Raw genomic sequence first — 18,617 nt, forward strand, 5'->3', positions numbered from 1 at the left:
AAAATAGTTTTTTTAAATGTGATATTTGAGGATTTATAAAATAATTATTTTTTTTGTAATGTCAATTTCTGCTTTTCCTCCATATCTAAATTTTACAATGACTTTGTTTTCATTACTTTTATTAATTATTACTCCCTTATTTATTGGTAATCCAAGGAATTCGAAAGGAACTTTTGTTTTTGAATTATCAACAATGATGTAAAGCATATAAACATTCCAACCAAAATTTTTAATTCCAAATTGTTTTGCATTAATTTTGAATTTATCAATGAATTCATTAACAATTTCCATTTTTATGTTTTGCCCTTTTGTTGGATTATATGGATCCCAAAAATGATTGATGATTTTTAACTTTTCTTCTTTAGAGAATGTTTTCCATTTTATTAGATCATATTCAAAGTCTTTATCAATCATTTCTATTTACTTCTAAAATTTATGTATAATAAAAATAGTAGGACGTTTGTGTAAATCGATTGTTTCTTTTTTCCAGGCTGAAATTTTCTTGGTTTTAATGTATTCGGTTGGTAGTGTAATATCACAAGCAATACATAAATGTGTTTCGGGATGAAGAATCTGGATTAAATCTTCCAATAATTTATTGTTACGATACGGTGTTTCTATAAAAATTTGGGATTGATTTTTTTCGAAAGAAATTCGTTCTAAACTTTTGAAACTCGCTCTTTTTTCATCTTTTTCGATAGGTAAATAACCGTGAAAAGTAAAACTTTGTCCGTTCATTCCTGAAGCCATAATAGCTAATAAAATAGAAGAAGGACCAACAAGCGGAATAACCTGAATGCCCTTTTCGTGAGCTAGTTTTACAATTACTGCACCAGGATCAGCAACGCCAGGGCAACCGGCTTCACTCATTAGGCCTACATTTTTTCCTTCCAATAAAGGTTTTATGAAATCGAGATACTCTCTGGTTTCGGTATGTTTGTTTAATGCAAAAAGCACTAAATCTGATTGTTTTTTTTCAGGAAGAACTGCTTTGATTGATTTTCGGGCAGTTTTTTCGTTTTCTACAATATAATAATCAATAAGTTCAATCGCTCTTTTTATGGTTTGCGGTAAAACATCCATTGGGTCACAATCGCCCATTGTGGTAGGGATTAAATAGAGTTTTCCTAAAGTAGCGTTTGATTTCATTGGGATGAATTTTATAAGTAAAATAGAGAAGTTTAGCTGTGCTTGGCTTTTAGTTTTTCGGCGATGTTTTCACAGGCTTCATCAAGCATTTGGTAAACCATTTCAAAACCATTAGAAATTCCGTAATAAGGGTCGGGGACATCTACATTTTCGTTAGGATACAATTCGTCAAGAATCATTTTGACTTTTGCTTTTTGAGTTGCATCTTTAGTTAAACTGATGATATCAGTATAATTTGAATAATCCATTACATAGATATAGTCAAAATTGTCGAAGTCAGCTATGCAAAACTGTCTTCCTTTTTGTTTCGAAATATCTAGCTGGTATTTTTTTGCAACAGTAATAGAACGTGAATCGGGCTGACGACCAATATGCCAGGAACCTGTTCCTGCAGAATCTACGATGAATTTATCTTTAGGTAATTTAGATGCTAAAATTCCTTCTGCCAAAGGAGATCGGCAAATGTTGCCTAAACAAACCATTAAAATCTTTACAGGCATGATGCTTTTATAGCGTTAGTTTCTTGTGAATGTCTTCGACAAATTTTTTGAATTGTTTGTCGGTCGCTACCAGATTGTCTACCGTTTTACATGCGTGTAACACTGTTGCGTGATCACGATCACCTATTTGAGAACCAATGTTTGCTAAAGAAGATTTAGTGAATTTCTTTGCAAAAAACATAGCTAACTGTCTCGCCTGAACTACGTGTCTTTTTCTTGTTTTTGATTGTAATGTTTCTACATCCAACTGGAAATAGTCGGATACGATTTTTTGGATATAATCGATAGAAATTTCGCGTTTTACATTCTTGACAAATTTTTCTACAACGCTTTTTGCCAGTTCGATAGTAACTTCTTTTTTGTTGAAAGAAGACTGTGCAATCAATGAAATAATAGCGCCTTCAAGTTCACGAACATTTGATTTAATGTTGCGGGCAACGTATTCGATAATTTCGTCTGGCATTTCAACACCATCGCGGTACAAAATGTTTTTCAGGATTGAAATTCTTGTTTCGTAATCCGGTTGATGTAATTCAGCTGATAATCCCCATTTGAAACGAGATAGTAAGCGTTGCTCAATATCCTGCATGTCAACTGGAGCTTTGTCGGAAGTCAGGATTACCTGTTTTCCGTTTTGGTGCAAATAGTTAAAGATGTGGAAAAATACATCTTGCGTACCTGATTTTCCAGATAAGAATTGCACATCATCAATGATTAGTACATCGATTAACTGGTAGAAGTGAATAAAATCATTTCTATTATTTTTCTTGACAGAGTCAATATATTGTTGGGTGAAAATTTCGGCAGAAATATATAAAACCGTTTTTTCAGGGTATTTGTCTTTAATTTCAACACCAATAGCGTGCGCTAAATGTGTTTTTCCTAATCCAACTCCTCCAAAAATCAATAAAGGGTTAAATGAAGTTCCGCCTGGTTTATTGGCAACAGCCATACCAGCCGAACGCGCTAAACGGTTAGAATCTCCTTCAAGGAAATTGTCAAAACTATAATTAGCATTTAATTGCGATTCAATTTTTAAATTTCTGATTCCGGGAATTACAAAAGGATTTTTTAATTCAGGATCCAGATTTTTTAAAGGAGCATCAACATTTTGCGGTTTCATAGGAGACCTGTTAGCACTTGGCAATTGTTCCGTAAACGGTTGTTTGTTGCCATAAGTGTTCTCCATTTTAATTTTATAGAGTAACTTTGCGTTTTTACCAAGTTCTTTAGTCAGGGCAACTTTTAATAATTTAACATAGTGTTCTTCTAACCATTCGTAGAAAAATTTACTAGGAACCTGAATATATAATGCGTTATCGGTAAGTTCAACTGACTTGATTGGCTCAAACCAAGTTTTGTAGGCTTGGTCTTGAATATTGTCTTTTATAAAAGACAAACAGTTATCCCATACTGATTGAGCAGTTTTGTTCATAAATTCTGTTAAATTATTATATTTTTTATTCTGTTTTCTGAAGTAAATAATATCGCGTAGGATGTTATTTCTTGGGGTAACAAATATGTGAACAATTTTCGTTAAAAAAAAATAAATAGGGGTTGATTTTGAAGAAATATTGTTGTAAGTAAGAAGAAAATGATTTCAAATTAATATATAAAAAAAATAAAATTTAAAATGAAAATATACGAGTTTAATGTGCGGGTTAGATATTCAGAAACTGATCAGATGGGAGTAGTTTATCATGGAAATTATGCACAGTATTTTGAAATGGGACGCGTGGAATGGCTTAGAAACATTGGGATTTCGTATAAATGGATGGAAGAAAACGGAGTTATGCTTCCCGTAGTTTCATTAACAACAAATTTTAAAAAACCAGCCCGATATGACGATTTATTAACGGTAAAAACTATTTTTAAAAGTCAGACTTCGGCGAAGATTGAATTTGATTATGAGATTTACAATGAACAAAATGAGTTATTAACAATTGGGAACTCAATTTTGGTTTTTGTGAACATGAAAACAGGTCGTCCGATGGCTGCTCCGGACTATGTCAAAACGAAGCTTTTACGAATATAAAAATCTACTCAAAAAGATATTGATTATTCTTTAATTTTTATCTCAATTTCATAAAGAGAATTAAAAATGTCGAGCACTTGTTCGGCATTTTTTTTTCGGGTTTTGATTTCGATTTCGCAGCTCATTTCCATTTTTTGATTCACAACATCCAGATTTTTTTCTTTGATGATGCGCATGACTTTATTCATGTTTTTGTAATCAAAAGAAATTAAATAATGAATATCGATGGTTTTTTCGACGATTGTGCAATTCTCCAATGTAATTTGAGCCGCGGTTTTATAAGCTGTAATTAATCCGCCTACACCTAATTTAGTGCCGCCAAATATTCGAACAATCACAACAAGTGTATTGGTAACCGAAAAAGACTGAATTTGACCATAAATAGGCATTCCTGCACTATTGCTGGGTTCACCGTCATCGTTAGCTCTGTAACTTATTTTTTCGGAGCCTAACTGGTAAGCGTAACAATAATGACAGGCAGTAGGATGTTTTTTTCTTAAAACATCAATTATGGGTTTGACTTCTTCCTCAGAAATAATAGGAAAGGCATAGCCAAAGAATTTACTTCCTTTTTCTTTAAATAAAATTTCTTCCGAAGGAAAAGCAATGGTGTTATAGGTGTCTTTCATTAGCAATGGCAATGGCAAAAATCAATATCAATTTCAATCAAAAAATCAATGTCAAAAATATAAGCTTGATATTGTCATTGCTATTGATTTTTGAAATTACTATTAAAGAATATTTTTGCTTAATAAATCAGTGATATCTTCTTTTCCTACCTGAAGATTCCAAACCTGAATTCCTAGTGTTTGCGCCGCATCCGTGTTTTCTTTTTTATCGTCAACAAATAAGGTTTCGCTTGCTTGCAAAGCATGATTGTTTAAAAGGGTGCGATAAATTTCGGTATCAGGTTTACGCATTCCCATTTCGAATGAAAAATACACTTTGTCAAAACATTCGCAAAAAGCTTTGTAAAAAGTTGGTCCAACAGTTTCTTTAAAAGTGTCGATATGAATAGAATCCGTATTGCTTAATAAAAATAAACGGTATTTTTTAGAAAGTTCTTGAAGAAACTCTAATCGGTACAAAGGGAAATCGGCTAAGATGGCATTCCATGCTTTTAGAATTTCGTCTAAACTGGCATTAGGTAGTTGTTTTTGAAATCCGGCTAAGAATTCTTCTCTTGAAATATGCCCTTTTTCAAATTGAAAATTCAATTGGTCTAAATCTTCATTCCATTCTTTTAGACCTAAGTTTTTAAGTCCGTCAATAGTCGCTTTTTTATCTAAATTGATAAAAATATCTCCAAAATCAAAAATGATAGTATTAATCATGGTTGGTGAAAATTAAAAGCTCATCGTTTATAATGCGCTGTTTTTTAGTTACTTTTTCTAGTATTTCCGGGGCTTTTATCCCCTTTTTAAAGATAGTTTTGCCTTTAAAAATTCGGGCTTCGTCCCAAAGATTCTCATCAATAAAAGTTTGTATAGTTTGGCGTCCGCCTTCAATAATTACAGACTGAATTTGGTGTTGAAATAAGATTTCTAAAACCTGATGAGCTATGTTTTTTTCGAAATTGATTTTTTCGAAAATAATATTTTCCTGATTCGAATTCGTATCTGATTCGTTAAAAACAATGGTTTTGATTTGATTGTCGAGCAGATAATTTTCCTTTGGAATCCGATTTTTTCGGTCTAAAACGACTCTTACCGGATGTGTTCCTGTCCAATCTCTTACATCTAATTTTGGATTATCATCTACAGCTGTTTGTGTGCCAACCAGAATTGCTTTTTCTTCACTACGCCATTTATGAACCAGTTGTCTCGAATATTGATTTGTAATCCAGACTGGTTTTTGTTCATTTCTGATTGCTGGAGCAATAAAACCATCCTGACTTTCAGCCCATTTTAGGATTGCGTAAGGACGTTTTTTTTGATGAAAAGTAAAAAAGCGTTTGTTAAGCTCGTTGCATTCATTTTCGAGAACGCCAACGATTACATTTATTCCGGCTTCTAATAGTTTTTTAATCCCATTTCCAGCCACTTTTTCGTTAGGATCTACAGTTCCAATAACGACATTAGGGATTTTATTTCGAATAATCAAATCGCAACAAGGCGGTGTTTTTCCAAAATGACTGCAAGGTTCTAAACTCACATAAATTGTTGCTTTTTCTAATAAATATTTGTCTTTAACTGAATTTACGGCATTTACTTCGGCATGTGGTTCGCCCGCTTTTTTGTGCCAGCCTTCGCCAATAATTTTATCTTCATAAACAATTACGCTGCCTACCATCGGGTTAGGATAAGTGGTTCCTAAACCGTTTTGGGCTAGTTGAATGCAGCGTTGCAGGTATTTTTCATGTATATTCACGGTGCAAAAATAGTTATTTTTGAGTTTATGATTAAGTTTTAAAACCACTAAAAATAACGATAAACTATTGCTATTTTTGCTTTTTTAATTTATAGCTTTTACAATTCACGATGCAAATCAAACAATACAGGACTCAATTTATTCAAACACTTTCAGCTATTTATGACGAAGGTGAAGCCGAAAGTTTTTTTTATTTGATATTAGAAGAAAAAAAGCAATTACGCAGAATTGATTTGGCCTTGCAACCTGATTTGGTTTTTTCGGAAGAAGAAATTGAGGTTTGGAATACCATTCTCGAACAGTTAAAATTAGAGATTCCTGTTCAGTATTTGCTTGGTAAAACCCATTTTTATGGTTTGGAATTTGAAGTTAACGAAAATGTTTTGATTCCAAGGCCGGAAACTGAAGAACTTGTTGATTGGATTATTGAAAGTCAGCAATCAGAAGTCAGCAATCAGAAGTTGAGAATTCTGGATATTGGGACGGGAAGTGGTTGTATTGCGATTTCATTGGCTAAAAATCTTCCCAATGCTACAGTTTTCGCGATTGATGTTTCGGAAAAAGCTTTGGCTACAGCCAAAAAAAATGCAAAAAATAATCAGGTTAAAGTAAATTTTATTCATAAAAATATTCTTGAAACAATTGATTTAGAACAAGAATTTGATATTATTGTTTCTAATCCGCCTTATGTTCGAAATTTAGAAAAGCAGGAAATCAAGAAAAATGTTTTAGACAACGAACCGCATTTAGCGCTTTTTGTTGAAGATAATAATGCGTTGGTGTTTTATCGAAAAATTGCAGAATTAGCTCAAGAAAATTTAAGCTCAAATGGACAATTGTTTTTTGAGATCAATCAATATCTTGGAAAAGAAATGATAGTATTACTCGAAAAAATGAATTTCAAAAATATTGAGTTAAGGAAAGATATTTACGGGAATGATCGAATGACGAGGGCTGGTGTTTAGTAAATAATTGTCTGTTTTCTTTTTTTCTTTTCAACGGATTAAAATCCGTTGCTACAATATAAATCGTTTCTCCAGAAGTTAGAGCCATAGGCTCGGATTGTTTTGTAAGGCTGGACTTTAGTCCAGTTGAACTAATGCTTACTCATAACGTAATGCTTCAATAGGATCTAGCATAGCAGCTTTGATCGCAGGGTATAAACCTGAAACAATAGCAACCATAAAACTGGTTAAGAAAGCCGCCATAATAGCGGTCCAGGGAATGACAAATGCAAAACTCAACGCAGTGGCGATTCCGTAACCAATTAATATTCCGAAAATAATTCCGGCTAAACCGCCTAATTGACCAATCAATAGCGTTTCTATAAAAAACTGAATGGCAACGGTAGAACGTTTAGCACCCAATGCTTTTCGTACGCCAATTTCGCGGGTACGTTCGGTAACCGAAACAATCATAATATTCATCAGAGCAATCGAAGAACCGAGAATAGTAATAATACCAATTACCCAAGATGCCCAGCCTAAATATTGTGTAATGCTTAGAATTCGATTAATCAAATCATCACTTCTGCTTACTCCAAAATTATTTTCTTTTACTGGTATTAATTTTCGAATACTACGCATCGTGCTGATTGCGTTATCTGTAGCCTGATCCAGAAATTCTTTGTTGTTAACCATTACACTCAGGTTGTAATTGATATTAGGTGCTGTAAAAAGTGAGCGGGCTACCTGAATAGGAATCAAAACTCTTAAATCCTGGCTGTTGCCAAAAGTAGAACCTTTCTCTTTTAAAACACCAATAACTTTAAATCGCGCGCCACGAATAGAAATGGTTTTGTTAATAGGATTGACATCTTTTAATAATCCTTTTTCGAAATCAGAACCTACTACACAAACATAATTGTTGTTACTAATATCGAAATTGTTGAAATTTCGACCAGAACTCGTTTCAAGTCCGGAATTTGTCACAAAATATTCATCAACACCTAAAACTGAAATTTCAGGATCGGTTTTTTGAGCTTCAAATTTTACTTCGGCAGTAGAAGTGGCTTTAAACGAAAGGGATGTTTGCGAAAGCGGATAATCGTAATTATTTTTAAAAGCTACAGCTTCCGGGTAGGAAATAATTGGATTGATAATTTCGCGTTCGTCGCCACCTTGTCTTTTTGTGGTGTTTTCGTAGCGATTAATATTGAAAGTGTTGGCTCCCATCGAAGCAAAATCAGAAGAAATGGTGTTCTCTAAGGCCGAAACTACCGTAAGAATCCCTACAAGAGCGGTGATACCAATAGCGATAATTAATATGGTAAGTGTGGTTCTTAAAATTTGGGTTTTAATCGAGCCCAAAGCTATGGTTATATTTTCTTTTAATAGATTGCTCATTGTACTAGTTTGATACGAAAATACAATTTTTGACAGAAGTTTGTTTTCTAGGCGAGTTATTTATTTTAAAAATAAGATATTTGCAGTCGAAAACAGAAATTAGAGGTTAAAATTTAGAAGTAGAAGTGCTGAGATATTTTAACTTCTAACTTCTAACCTCTAACTTCTAACTTTTAAAAATGGCATCAAAACCAAGTATTCCTAAAGGAACAAGAGATTTTTCACCTGCTGAGGTGGCTAAACGTCAATATATTATCCAGACTATAAAAAATAATTTTGAGAAATTTGGTTTTCAACCGATAGAAACACCTTCGTTTGAAAATTCAGAAACTTTGATGGGGAAATATGGAGAAGAAGGCGACCGCTTGATTTTTAAAATTTTGAATTCCGGAGATTATTTGGCTAAAGCTAATGGAACTCATTTAGAGGCAAAAGACAGTACAAAATTAACATCAAGTATTTCTGAGAAAGCTTTGCGTTATGATTTGACAGTGCCTTTTGCAAGATATGTGGTGCAACACCAAAACGAAATTGAATTTCCGTTTAAAAGATATCAAATTCAACCGGTTTGGCGTGCTGACAGACCGCAAAAAGGACGTTTTAGAGAGTTTTTTCAATGTGATGCCGATGTGGTGGGTTCAAAATCATTGTGGCAGGAAGTAGAATTGGTACAATTGTATGATACGGTTTTTACTTCATTAGGTTTAAACGGAGTAACTGTTAAAATCAATAACCGAAAAATTTTATCCGGAATTGCTGAGGTGATTGGGGCTTCGGATAAGCTGATTGATTTTACGGTAGCTTTAGATAAGCTGGATAAAATAGGTGAAGACGGTGTAAAAAAAGAAATGATTGAAAAAGGAATTTCGGAGGAAGCGATTGTAAAAGTGCAGCCTTTGTTTAATTTCACCGGAAGTATTTCTGAAAAAATCCAAAAATTAGCACAACTTTTAACAACTTCAGAAGAAGGATTAAAAGGAGTGGAAGAACTGCGTTTTATTTGTGATAATGTGACTAATTTAGGATTGACAACTGCAATTCTGGATTTAGATGTGACTTTGGCACGTGGTTTAAATTATTACACAGGAGCTATTTTTGAAGTGGCTGCGCCAAAAGGAGTTGCTATGGGTTCTATCGGTGGTGGTGGAAGATATGATGATTTAACCGGGATTTTTGGTTTGAAAAATATGAGTGGTGTTGGGATCTCTTTTGGATTGGATCGTATTTATTTGGTTATCGAAGAATTAGGTTTGTTTCCGGAAACCGTTACGGCAAGTTCAAAAGCCTTATTTATAAATTATGGAGATCAGGAAGCGTTTTATGCTTTGCAGGCTATTAAAAAATTGCGCTCTGAAGGTATAAAAGTCGAATTGTATCCTGATAATGCTAAAGTAGGAAAGCAATTTCAGCACGCTGATAAACGAAATATTCCTTTTGCAGTAATTGTAGGAGGAGAAGAAATGAGTTCGAATAGCTATTCACTTAAGAATTTGATTTCAGGAGAACAAATAATATTAGATTTTGAAGGATTGAAAAACGCATTGATTTAATGTTATTTCTTATCGAATAACTACAAAAAAAGCTTTGTCTGCAGACAAAGCTTTTTTTAGTATTAGTAATCGCGAATTAATAATTGTTTTGGAATCAACTGTAATTTTCGGTTTTGTTTCAAATTGAAAATCAGAGATTGATTATAACCTAAACGCAAACATATACAATCTATTTGTATTATGTCTTAAAAATTTATTAAAATTTTAATTTTAACATGAAAAAAAATTAAATTAAGAAAAAACCGGCTATAAAAATAACTATTAGTGAAAAGAGTGACAATTTGACATTTGGTCAGCTTTGGCAGTACTTTTGCTATCCAAAGGAAAGTGTAAAAATGAAGTTTAAGAATATTTTTAAAAATAAGGGAAATATGAGTACTGAGAATACAGAAATCGATAAGGAAATGGATGAGGTAACAATGGAGAATACAGCAAGCCAGGAGCCAGCAGTTACTGAGGAGTTAAGCGTTGAAGAGCAATTGACAAAAGACTTAGCAGATGAAAAAGACAAACATTTACGATTATTTGCTGAATTTGAAAACTATAAAAGAAGAACTTCAAAAGAGCGTATCGAGTTATTCAAAACAGCTAATCAGGAAGTTTTATTAGCAATGTTACCTGTTTTGGATGATTTTGACAGAGCTTTAGTTGAGATTGCTAAGTCAGGAGATGAAACTTTGACAAAAGGTGTAGAATTAATTTTTGAAAAACTTAAAAATACTTTAGATTCTAAAGGTTTAGAATTAGTTGATGTGAAAATTGGTGATGCTTTTAATGCTGATTTTGCAGAAGCAATTACACAAATTCCAGCTCCATCACCTAAATTGAAAGGGAAAATAGTAGATGTTCTTGAAAAAGGATACAAACTAGGGGATAAAATTATTCGTTACCCAAAAGTAGTTATTGGACAATAAATTTAGGGTAGAAATGCACTTGGTTGCATTTTATAAAAATAAATACAAATGAAAAAAGATTTTTACGAAATATTAGGTGTTTCTAAAAATGCTGATGCTGCGGCGATAAAGAAAGCCTACAGAAAAAAAGCTATTGAGTTTCACCCTGACAAAAATCCCGGAGACAAATCGGCAGAAGAAAAGTTCAAGGAAGCGGCAGAAGCTTATGAAGTTTTAGGTGATGCTGACAAAAAAGCAAAATACGACCAATATGGACATCAGGCTTTTGATGGTTCCGGCGGATTTGGCGGAGGTCATGGCGGTATGAACATGGATGATATCTTCAGTCAGTTTGGTGATATCTTTGGTGGCGGTTTCGGCGGATTTGGCGGAGGCGGAAGCCGAGGCGGTGTTCGTCGTGCTAAAGGAAGTAATTTACGTATCAAAGTAAAATTAACTTTGGAAGAAATTGCTAATGGTGTTGAAAAGAAAGTAAAGGTAAAACGTAAAGTTCAGGCTCCCGGAGTTACTTACAAAACGTGTTCGACTTGTAATGGTCAGGGACAGGTAATGCGAGTGACTAATACTATTTTGGGAAGAATGCAATCAGCTACAACTTGTCCTGCTTGTGGAGGTTCTGGTCAGACTTTAGATAAAAAACCAGCTAACGCTGATGCTCAGGGAATGATTGTAGAAGACGAAACGGTTTCTATTAAAATTCCGGCAGGTGTTGTAGATGGTATGCAATTAAAAGTTGCTAACAAAGGAAACGATGCGCCTGGAAATTCTATTCCCGGAGATTTAATTGTAGCTATCGAAGAGTTAGAACACGAATTCCTGAAACGTGAAGGCGAAAATTTACACTATGATTTATATGTAAGTTTCCCAGAGGCAGTTTTAGGGGTTTCTAAAGATATTGAAGCTATTAATGGTAAAGTAAGAATTAAACTGGAAGAAGGAATTCAGTCAGGAAAAATTCTTCGATTAAAAGGAAAAGGTATTCCAAGTATCAACGGATATGGAAACGGAGATTTGTTAGTGCATGTGAATGTTTGGACTCCAAAAACATTAAATAAAGAGCAAAAACAATTTTTCGAGAAAAATTTAGAAGATGATAACTTTTTGCCAAATCCTGAAAAATCAGATAAATCATTTTTTGAGAAAGTAAAAGATATGTTTTCTTAAGCTTTTTTAATCGAAAAACAGGATAGAAAAAACCCATCGCATGAAAATGAAGATGGGTTTTTTTATGAAACAATTTTAATCTATTTAGATAGTAATTATTTACTTTTACAACCGCAAGGTCAAAATGACCTAATTGAAGAAGCAAATTCAAAAAATCAGCATGAATACCTTATTAGAAGTCAATAAAGTAGTAAAGCAATACGGAAACCACGTAGCGCTTAACGAAGTATCTTTGTCTGTTCCTAAAGGCAGTATTTACGGACTTTTAGGTCCTAATGGCGCCGGAAAAACATCTCTTATCCGAATTATAAACCAAATTACACTTCCTGATAGCGGCCAAATTATTTTGGATGGCGAAAAATTACAGCCTAAACACGTGCAATATATAGGTTATCTTCCTGAAGAAAGAGGTTTGTATCAAAGTATGAAAGTGGGAGAGCAATGCTTGTATTTGGCACAAATGAAAGGTTTGTCTAAGGCTGAAGCCAAAAAACAATTGGATTACTGGTTTGATCGATTAGGAATTCAAGGCTGGTGGAATAAGAAAATTCAGGAACTTTCTAAAGGAATGGCACAAAAAATTCAGTTTGTAGTCTGTGTATTACATAAACCTAAATTGCTGATTTTTGACGAACCTTTCTCAGGTTTTGATCCCGTAAATGCCAATGTGATTAAAGACGAAATTCTGGCTTTGAAAGAAGAAGGAGCGACTATCATTTTTTCGACTCATCGCATGGAAAGTGTCGAAGAATTATGTGATCATATTGCTTTGATTCATAAATCGAATAAATTGATCGAAGGAAAATTAGAAGAAGTTAAAAGACAACATAAAACCAATAGTTTTGAAGTGGGAATTTTAACTGATAATGTAGAAGGCCTGATGTATGACATTACACAAAAATTCACCGTTAGTCCGGCAAATTTTAAATCCTTAAATAAAGATTTAAAATTGGAAATTCAAATAGGAAATGCACTTCCTAACGAATTATTGAATTTAATAACACAACGCGGACAAGTCACTCATTTTGTAGAAAAAATTCCGAGTGTGCATGATATTTTTATCAAAACAGTAACAGCAAAGCAATAACCAATATTAAAAATTCCAAATCCCAATACTCATTGGAATTTGGAATTTGAGATTTGAATATTTTAAATATGAGCATAATATCATTAATTATAAAAAGAGAATTTTTTGCCAAGGTGCGCAACAAATCTTTTATTGTAATGACCTTTTTAAGTCCGCTGTTATTTGTGGGAATAGCAGTAATTGTGGGCTATTTAAGTTCAATGAAAGCCGATGTAAAACGAGTAGCTATCCATGACGAAACAGGATTGTTTGCTACGGGATTTTTAGCTCAAAATTCTGAGGACAGTGATTATAAATATTACGATTTTTCTCAAATAGACAATCAGTTTCTAAAAGACAGTATTACTAATAATGGTTACGAAGGTATTTTAGTAATTCCTAAAACAAATGAAATTACTGATTTAGAAAACAAAATCGAATTTATTTCTAATGGAAGTCCGAGCATTTCTTTTATCGAAAATGCCCAGGATATTATTGCTGAAAAGTTGACCAAAATCAATCTTGAAAATGCGCATTTAGATACTTTGGCAATAAAAAAAGCGCAGGCTCATGTCAATATCAATATTGCAAAAACTTCGGGAGAGCAAGGTTTAAAAGGATTGAACGAAGCTAAAATTGCTATAGGAGGTGCTTTTGGTTACTTAATCATGATGTTCATTATTATTTATGGAAATATGGTAATGCGATCAGTAATTGAAGAAAAGACAAATCGTATTATCGAAATTATTATTTCTTCGGTAAAACCTTTTCAGTTAATGATTGGCAAAATTATTGGTACATCATTAGCAGGAATTTTACAATTCACTATTTGGGTAGTTATTGGACTTTCGCTGTTGTTTGCTGCTTCGGCATTTTTTGGAGTAAATGTTGGTTCACCTGCGTTAATTGAGCATTCGCCAACAGAATTTACAGGAACGGCACAATTATTTATTAAAGAATTATGGAATTTACCTATTGCCAGTATTTTGATTGGTTTTGTGGTATATTTTATTGGCGGATATTTTTTATATAGTTCATTTTATGCCGCAATTGGTGCCGCTGTCGATAATCAAACCGATTCGCAGCAGTTTCTTTTGCCGGTAATTATGCCTTTAATGTTGAGTGTTTATGTTGGTTTTTTTAGTGTCGTTAATGATCCTAACAGTACGATTGCAGTTGCTTTTTCGTTGTTTCCATTAACTTCACCTATTGTTATGTTAATGCGTATTCCTTTTGGAGTTCCGCTATGGCAAATAGGCGTTTCGATTGCATTATTGTTCGGAACATTTTTATTAGTAGTTTGGTTTGCTGCTAAAATATACCGCATCGGAATATTAATGTATGGTAAAAAACCAAGCTGGAAAGAATTATACCGTTGGTTAAAATATTAATTTTTTTTGAAGCTAAGGCTCTAAGATACTGAGATACTAAGATTTTTTAGTTCCTTAGTAGAAAAGACTCAGTACCTTAGCAACTTTGAATCTCAGAAACTTAAAAAAAATGAGTAAAATATTAATTATCGAAGATGAAGCTGCTATTAGAAGAGTGCTTTCTAAAATTCTTTCGGAAGAAAATGATACGTATCAGGTAGAAGAAGCCGAAGATGGTGTTTCAGGTTACGAAAAAATAAAAAATAACGATTACGATTTGGTTCTTTGTGATATTAAGATGCCAAAAATGGATGGTGTCGAATTACTGGAAGAAGTCAAAAAAATAAAGCCCGAAATTCCTATGGTGATGATTTCAGGTCATGGCGATATGGAAACGGCTATTCAGGCGATGCGTTTAGGAGCTTTTGATTACATTTCGAAACCACCTGATTTGAATCGTTTGCTGAATACAGTTCGCAATGCTTTAGACAGAAAACAACTGGTGGTTGAGAATAAAATCCTGAAGAAAAAAGTCAGTAAAAACTATGAGATGATTGGCGAAAGCGAAGCTATTAATCATATCAAAGTGATGATTGATAAGGTAGCTCAAACCGAAGCCCGCGTACTGGTTACTGGACCAAACGGAACAGGAAAAGAATTAGTAGCGCACCAATTACATGAAAAAAGTGAGCGTGCCAGTTTTCCTTTAATCGAAGTCAACTGTGCTGCGATTCCGTCTGAATTGATCGAAAGCGAATTGTTTGGTCACGTAAAAGGTGCTTTTACATCGGCGGTGAAAGATCGTGCCGGAAAGTTTGAAGCGGCTGATAAAGGAACTATCTTTCTGGACGAAATTGGCGATATGAGTCTTTCGGCTCAAGCCAAAGTATTACGTGCTTTGCAGGAAAATATCATTACCAGAGTGGGTGCTGATAAAGATATTAAAGTCGATGTTCGTGTGGTAGCAGCAACGAATAAAGATTTGAAAAAAGAAATTGAAGAAGGTCGTTTCCGTGAGGATTTATACCATCGTTTGGCAGTGATTTTAATCAAAGTACCTTCGCTGAATGACAGACGTGAGGATATTCCGTTGTTAGTTTCGCATTTTGCTGAAAAAATTGCTTCGGAACAAGGAAATGCTGTTAAAAAGTTTTCTGACGATGCGATCAAATTACTACAGGAATACGATTGGACAGGAAATATCCGTGAATTACGCAATGTTGTGGAGCGTTTAATTATCCTTGGCGGAAGCCAAATTTCTGAGAATGATGTAAAGCTGTTTGCGTCTAAATAAAAGTTAAAGATTAGAAGTTAAGTGTTATACGGCTATGTATTAACTCTTAACTTCTAACTTTTAACCCTTAACTTAAAAAAATGAAACTAAAAAAAATAAACGAAAAATTACAGCAGGCATTAGTCGAAAACGGTTTGACTGAGGCGAATGATATTCAAAAAGAGACTTTTTCGACTATAAAAAGTGGGGTAGATTGCGTTATTATTGCTGCTGATGGAGGTGGAAAAACCACTACGATTGTCCTGAATGTGATTCAGAGATTGATTGGTGCAACTGAAGAATCTCCACGTGCATTGATAGTTGTAGAGGACAAACCGAAGGTGCTGGAAATGGAAGCACTTTTTGAAAAATACGGAAAGTACAGTAATCTTGAGGTTTATGGAGTTCATGACAAAGGTGATATGGACTATGATAAAAATTATGTTTCTACCGGGATTGATGTTTTAATTGGTACTCCCGACAAATTGAACGATATGTTTTCTACGGCGGGTTATAATGTAAATCGTCTGAAAATGTTCATTATTGATGATGCAAATCCAATTTTAAAATTGCGTCATGAGACAAAGATTATGCGTATTTCGAATAGTATTGCTAAAACACAGCGTATTATTTTTGGAGATCAATTATCAGAAAGAATAGAAACTTTGGCTTACAAAATGATGGAAGATCCAGAGATTTTTGATTTTGAGGATTATGATGATGAAGAGGATTTTGAAGAGGAAGAACTAGACGAAGATTTAGAAATCGAAGATGGAGAAGAAGAATAAAAACATAAAATTGACAATAGAATGGGATTGATGAAAGTGTTTTCGGGAAGTGAAATTTTAGCTTTGGCTTTAAAAGAAAAAATTGAAGCTGCGGGAGTTGATACGTTAATAAAAGATAATATTCAATCGGCTAGGTTGGCGGGTTTTGGAAGTTCAGGTTCGGCAGTGGAACTGTTTATTCAGGAAACTGATTTTGCTAAGGCAAATCCTGTTATTGAGGAATTTAGATTGAGTATTTAAAAATCGTATATTTGTAATTCTAATTAATGCTACCATGGATATAGCTGCAAAAAAAATAGAATTAATGGATTGGTTGCTTCATATTAACGATGAAAGTAAACTCAAAAAAATAATGGCTTTAAAAACCGTTTTGGATAAAGAAGTCGTTGCTCATACTATTAGTGGATATCCAGTAGATAAGGAAGAATATATCAATATGGTTAAAGATGCCGATGATAGAATTTCTTCAGGTAACTACACTACAATTGAAGATTTAGAAAAGGAAATTGAAAATTGGTAATATGCAAAAGCCAGTTAGGATACTTTGGGATAATCAAGCCAAAGCCGATTTAAAACTAATCTTTGATTTTCTTCAGTTAAAATCACCGCAAGGAGCTAAAAATGTAATAAAGGATATTGTTAATCAGAGCAAGAATATTCATTTTGTGGAGCAATATCAAGTAGATGAATTTTTGGGAGAGCCTTACAGAAAAATGATTGTTCGGGATTATAAAATTATCTATAAAATTCATTCGGAAACTGAGATTAGAATTCTTCAAATTTTTGATGCCAGACAAAATCAATTTAAAAAATAAAAAGTTCTTTATTTCTGTTCTTAAGGAGCAATAAAAAAAAACAATAAAACATGAAATACAAAATGTTGGTTCTGGACATGGATGATACCTTGTTGAATGACGACCATATTATTTCGGATGAAAATAGAGCGATGCTCATAAAAGCCCAAGAAAAAGGAGTACATGTTATTCTGGCTTCGGGCCGGCCAACGCCTGCTATGATTGAATATGCTAAGGATTTGGGATTAATGGATTCGTATATGATTTCGTTCAACGGAGCTGTAATTACCAATTTGAAAACGAATGAAGTAATTTTCGAACAAACATTAACTCAGGAGCAAATTCATACTTTGTATGATTACAGCAAAGCAAAAAATACGCATATTATTACTTATTTAGACGGAAAAGTAATTAGCGAAACCCGTTCAGAATATATTGATGTCGAAATTAATATTACAGGATTAGAACACGAGGTAGTTCCTAATTTTAAAGAGCGAGTTCAATCGGCGGCGATAAAATGCATTTTACTGGAAGAACCTGATTATTTGAAAACTGTGGAAGATGATCTAAAAGCCACCATGCCGCATTTAAGTGTTTGTATGTCAAAACCTTTTTTCTTGGAAGCGGCTCAAACCGGAATTGACAAAGGAGCGAGCGTAAAATTCCTGGCTGAAAAACTAAATATTTTACAGGAAGAAGTGATTGCTGTAGGAAATGCAGGTAACGATTTATCGATGATTGAATATGCCGGACTTGGTGTTTGGGTTGACAATGTGGATGCTCATTTAAGAGACAAAGGTAATTTTATTGTCGCTTCGAATAATAATCACGGAGTAGCTGAGGTTATTCAAAGATTTATTCTGGCTTAAATATTTATTGAATTATATTTTAAACCATTAAGGGATTAAGGTGGCTTAATTTCTTAATGGTTTTCTTATTTTAGAAATTAGCCCAAATTTTCTAATTGCTGAAAAACAGGAATTAAAGATTTTCCGTTTTCGGTAAGATAATATTCAATATGCAAAGGTTTTTCTTTGATGACGACTTTTTCGAGCAAGCCTACTTCTTCTAATTCTCTTAAAGCGACCGAAAGCGTTTGCTTGTTCGAACCTTCAATTTGGCGAAGTAAAATGCTAAAACGCAACGGACCATCAACTGCTAAACGAAAAATTTCAGGTTTCCATTTTCCTGATAATTGTTTTAAAAGTGCCTGAGCTGGACAGGTTTTATTTTCTTCGGTATTTTTTTTAGTGGTCATGAAAAACTGACTTATTTTACAGGGTTTTATTTATGCTGAAC

The 18,617-nt window shown here is 33.6% G+C and carries 22 protein-coding genes; 13 read left to right on the forward strand and 9 right to left on the reverse strand.

Annotation, left to right across the window (positions count from 1 at the left end; all coding sequences use genetic code 11):
• Positions 1-33 precede the first annotated feature (33 nt).
• Genes FEM21_RS09680 through dnaA form a run of 4 tightly spaced genes read right to left on the reverse strand, consistent with a single transcriptional unit; the run spans position 34 to position 3,084 of the window.
• Positions 34-414, reverse strand: coding sequence for a hypothetical protein (locus tag FEM21_RS09680; protein WP_035659935.1), 381 nt, complete (start codon positions 412-414; stop codon positions 34-36).
• Between the two features lie 12 nt (positions 415-426).
• On the reverse strand, positions 427-1,149 hold the full coding sequence (locus FEM21_RS09685) for an SAM-dependent methyltransferase (protein WP_035659936.1): 723 nt from the start codon (positions 1,147-1,149) through the stop codon (positions 427-429).
• 32 nt (positions 1,150-1,181) lie between these two features.
• Positions 1,182-1,649 (reverse strand): low molecular weight protein-tyrosine-phosphatase, encoded by a 468-nt coding sequence (locus tag FEM21_RS09690; RefSeq protein ID WP_035659938.1) that lies wholly within the window; start codon positions 1,647-1,649, stop codon positions 1,182-1,184.
• Positions 1,650-1,656: 7 nt separating this feature from the next.
• Complete coding sequence (gene dnaA / locus FEM21_RS09695; protein WP_035659940.1) at positions 1,657-3,084, reverse strand: chromosomal replication initiator protein DnaA; 1,428 nt, start codon at positions 3,082-3,084, stop codon at positions 1,657-1,659.
• A 198-nt stretch (positions 3,085-3,282) separates the two neighbouring features.
• Between dnaA and FEM21_RS09700 the strand changes: the two genes are divergently transcribed.
• Complete coding sequence (locus FEM21_RS09700; protein WP_035659941.1) at positions 3,283-3,684, forward strand: acyl-CoA thioesterase; 402 nt, start codon at positions 3,283-3,285, stop codon at positions 3,682-3,684.
• 23 nt (positions 3,685-3,707) lie between these two features.
• Here FEM21_RS09700 and FEM21_RS09705 read toward each other — a convergent pair whose 3' ends face one another.
• The 3 genes from FEM21_RS09705 to ribD all read right to left on the reverse strand — a co-directional run bounded on the left by FEM21_RS09705 (position 3,708) and on the right by ribD (position 6,054).
• Positions 3,708-4,313 carry an IMPACT family protein gene (locus FEM21_RS09705; protein ID WP_394332868.1) on the reverse strand — a complete coding sequence of 202 codons (606 nt, stop codon included), beginning with the start codon at positions 4,311-4,313 and terminating at the stop codon, positions 3,708-3,710.
• Between the two features lie 102 nt (positions 4,314-4,415).
• Positions 4,416-5,018 carry an HAD family hydrolase gene (locus tag FEM21_RS09710; RefSeq protein ID WP_035659944.1) on the reverse strand — a complete coding sequence of 201 codons (603 nt, stop codon included), beginning with the start codon at positions 5,016-5,018 and terminating at the stop codon, positions 4,416-4,418.
• Positions 5,011-6,054, reverse strand: coding sequence for a bifunctional diaminohydroxyphosphoribosylaminopyrimidine deaminase/5-amino-6-(5-phosphoribosylamino)uracil reductase RibD (ribD, locus tag FEM21_RS09715; RefSeq protein WP_035659947.1), 1,044 nt, complete (start codon positions 6,052-6,054; stop codon positions 5,011-5,013). The genes FEM21_RS09710 and ribD overlap by 8 nt, the downstream gene beginning before the upstream one ends.
• 110 nt (positions 6,055-6,164) lie before the next feature.
• On the opposite strand from ribD, the gene prmC reads away from it, so the two are divergent.
• Positions 6,165-7,019: a peptide chain release factor N(5)-glutamine methyltransferase gene (gene prmC / locus FEM21_RS09720; RefSeq protein WP_035659948.1), complete on the forward strand. Its 855-nt coding sequence runs from the start codon at positions 6,165-6,167 to the stop codon at positions 7,017-7,019.
• Between the two features lie 138 nt (positions 7,020-7,157).
• Here prmC and FEM21_RS09725 read toward each other — a convergent pair whose 3' ends face one another.
• Entirely contained in the window at positions 7,158-8,399 is a 1,242-nt protein-coding gene (locus FEM21_RS09725) for an ABC transporter permease (RefSeq protein WP_035659950.1), read from the reverse strand.
• A gap of 179 nt (positions 8,400-8,578) precedes the next feature.
• Here FEM21_RS09725 and hisS point away from each other — a divergent pair, with 179 nt between their 5' ends.
• The 11 genes from hisS to FEM21_RS09780 all read left to right on the forward strand — a co-directional run bounded on the left by hisS (position 8,579) and on the right by FEM21_RS09780 (position 18,187).
• A complete protein-coding gene (gene hisS, locus FEM21_RS09730; RefSeq protein ID WP_035659952.1) occupies positions 8,579-9,949 on the forward strand; it encodes a histidine--tRNA ligase in 1,371 nt (456 codons plus the stop codon).
• A gap of 335 nt (positions 9,950-10,284) precedes the next feature.
• A complete protein-coding gene (locus FEM21_RS09735; protein WP_035659954.1) occupies positions 10,285-10,863 on the forward strand; it encodes a nucleotide exchange factor GrpE in 579 nt (192 codons plus the stop codon).
• A gap of 48 nt (positions 10,864-10,911) precedes the next feature.
• Positions 10,912-12,027: a molecular chaperone DnaJ gene (gene dnaJ, locus FEM21_RS09740; protein ID WP_035659955.1), complete on the forward strand. Its 1,116-nt coding sequence runs from the start codon at positions 10,912-10,914 to the stop codon at positions 12,025-12,027.
• A gap of 160 nt (positions 12,028-12,187) precedes the next feature.
• Entirely contained in the window at positions 12,188-13,114 is a 927-nt protein-coding gene (locus tag FEM21_RS09745; protein ID WP_035660071.1) for an ABC transporter ATP-binding protein, read from the forward strand.
• Positions 13,115-13,182: 68 nt separating this feature from the next.
• Positions 13,183-14,484, forward strand: a complete 1,302-nt coding sequence (locus FEM21_RS09750) for an ABC transporter permease (RefSeq protein ID WP_035659958.1) — start codon at positions 13,183-13,185, stop codon at positions 14,482-14,484.
• Positions 14,485-14,593: 109 nt separating this feature from the next.
• On the forward strand, positions 14,594-15,757 hold the full coding sequence (locus FEM21_RS09755; protein WP_035659959.1) for a sigma-54-dependent transcriptional regulator: 1,164 nt from the start codon (positions 14,594-14,596) through the stop codon (positions 15,755-15,757).
• A gap of 80 nt (positions 15,758-15,837) precedes the next feature.
• Positions 15,838-16,524 carry a DEAD/DEAH box helicase gene (locus FEM21_RS09760; protein WP_035659961.1) on the forward strand — a complete coding sequence of 229 codons (687 nt, stop codon included), beginning with the start codon at positions 15,838-15,840 and terminating at the stop codon, positions 16,522-16,524.
• A gap of 21 nt (positions 16,525-16,545) precedes the next feature.
• Positions 16,546-16,764 (forward strand): putative signal transducing protein, encoded by a 219-nt coding sequence (locus FEM21_RS09765; RefSeq protein ID WP_035659962.1) that lies wholly within the window; start codon positions 16,546-16,548, stop codon positions 16,762-16,764.
• Between the two features lie 34 nt (positions 16,765-16,798).
• Positions 16,799-17,044 carry a hypothetical protein gene (locus FEM21_RS09770; RefSeq protein ID WP_035659963.1) on the forward strand — a complete coding sequence of 82 codons (246 nt, stop codon included), beginning with the start codon at positions 16,799-16,801 and terminating at the stop codon, positions 17,042-17,044.
• Position 17,045: 1 nt separating this feature from the next.
• Complete coding sequence (locus FEM21_RS09775; RefSeq protein WP_035659965.1) at positions 17,046-17,339, forward strand: type II toxin-antitoxin system RelE/ParE family toxin; 294 nt, start codon at positions 17,046-17,048, stop codon at positions 17,337-17,339.
• A 50-nt stretch (positions 17,340-17,389) separates the two neighbouring features.
• Complete coding sequence (locus FEM21_RS09780) at positions 17,390-18,187, forward strand: Cof-type HAD-IIB family hydrolase (RefSeq protein ID WP_035659966.1); 798 nt, start codon at positions 17,390-17,392, stop codon at positions 18,185-18,187.
• Between the two features lie 77 nt (positions 18,188-18,264).
• Here the strand turns inward: FEM21_RS09780 and FEM21_RS09785 are convergent, their stop codons facing one another.
• Positions 18,265-18,576, reverse strand: coding sequence for a winged helix-turn-helix transcriptional regulator (locus tag FEM21_RS09785; protein WP_035659967.1), 312 nt, complete (start codon positions 18,574-18,576; stop codon positions 18,265-18,267).
• Positions 18,577-18,617: the final 41 nt, after the last annotated feature.

Origin of the sequence: Flavobacterium seoulense, assembly GCF_000695795.1 — a bacterium.
Taxonomy (GTDB): Bacteria; Bacteroidota; Bacteroidia; order Flavobacteriales; family Flavobacteriaceae; genus Flavobacterium; species Flavobacterium seoulense.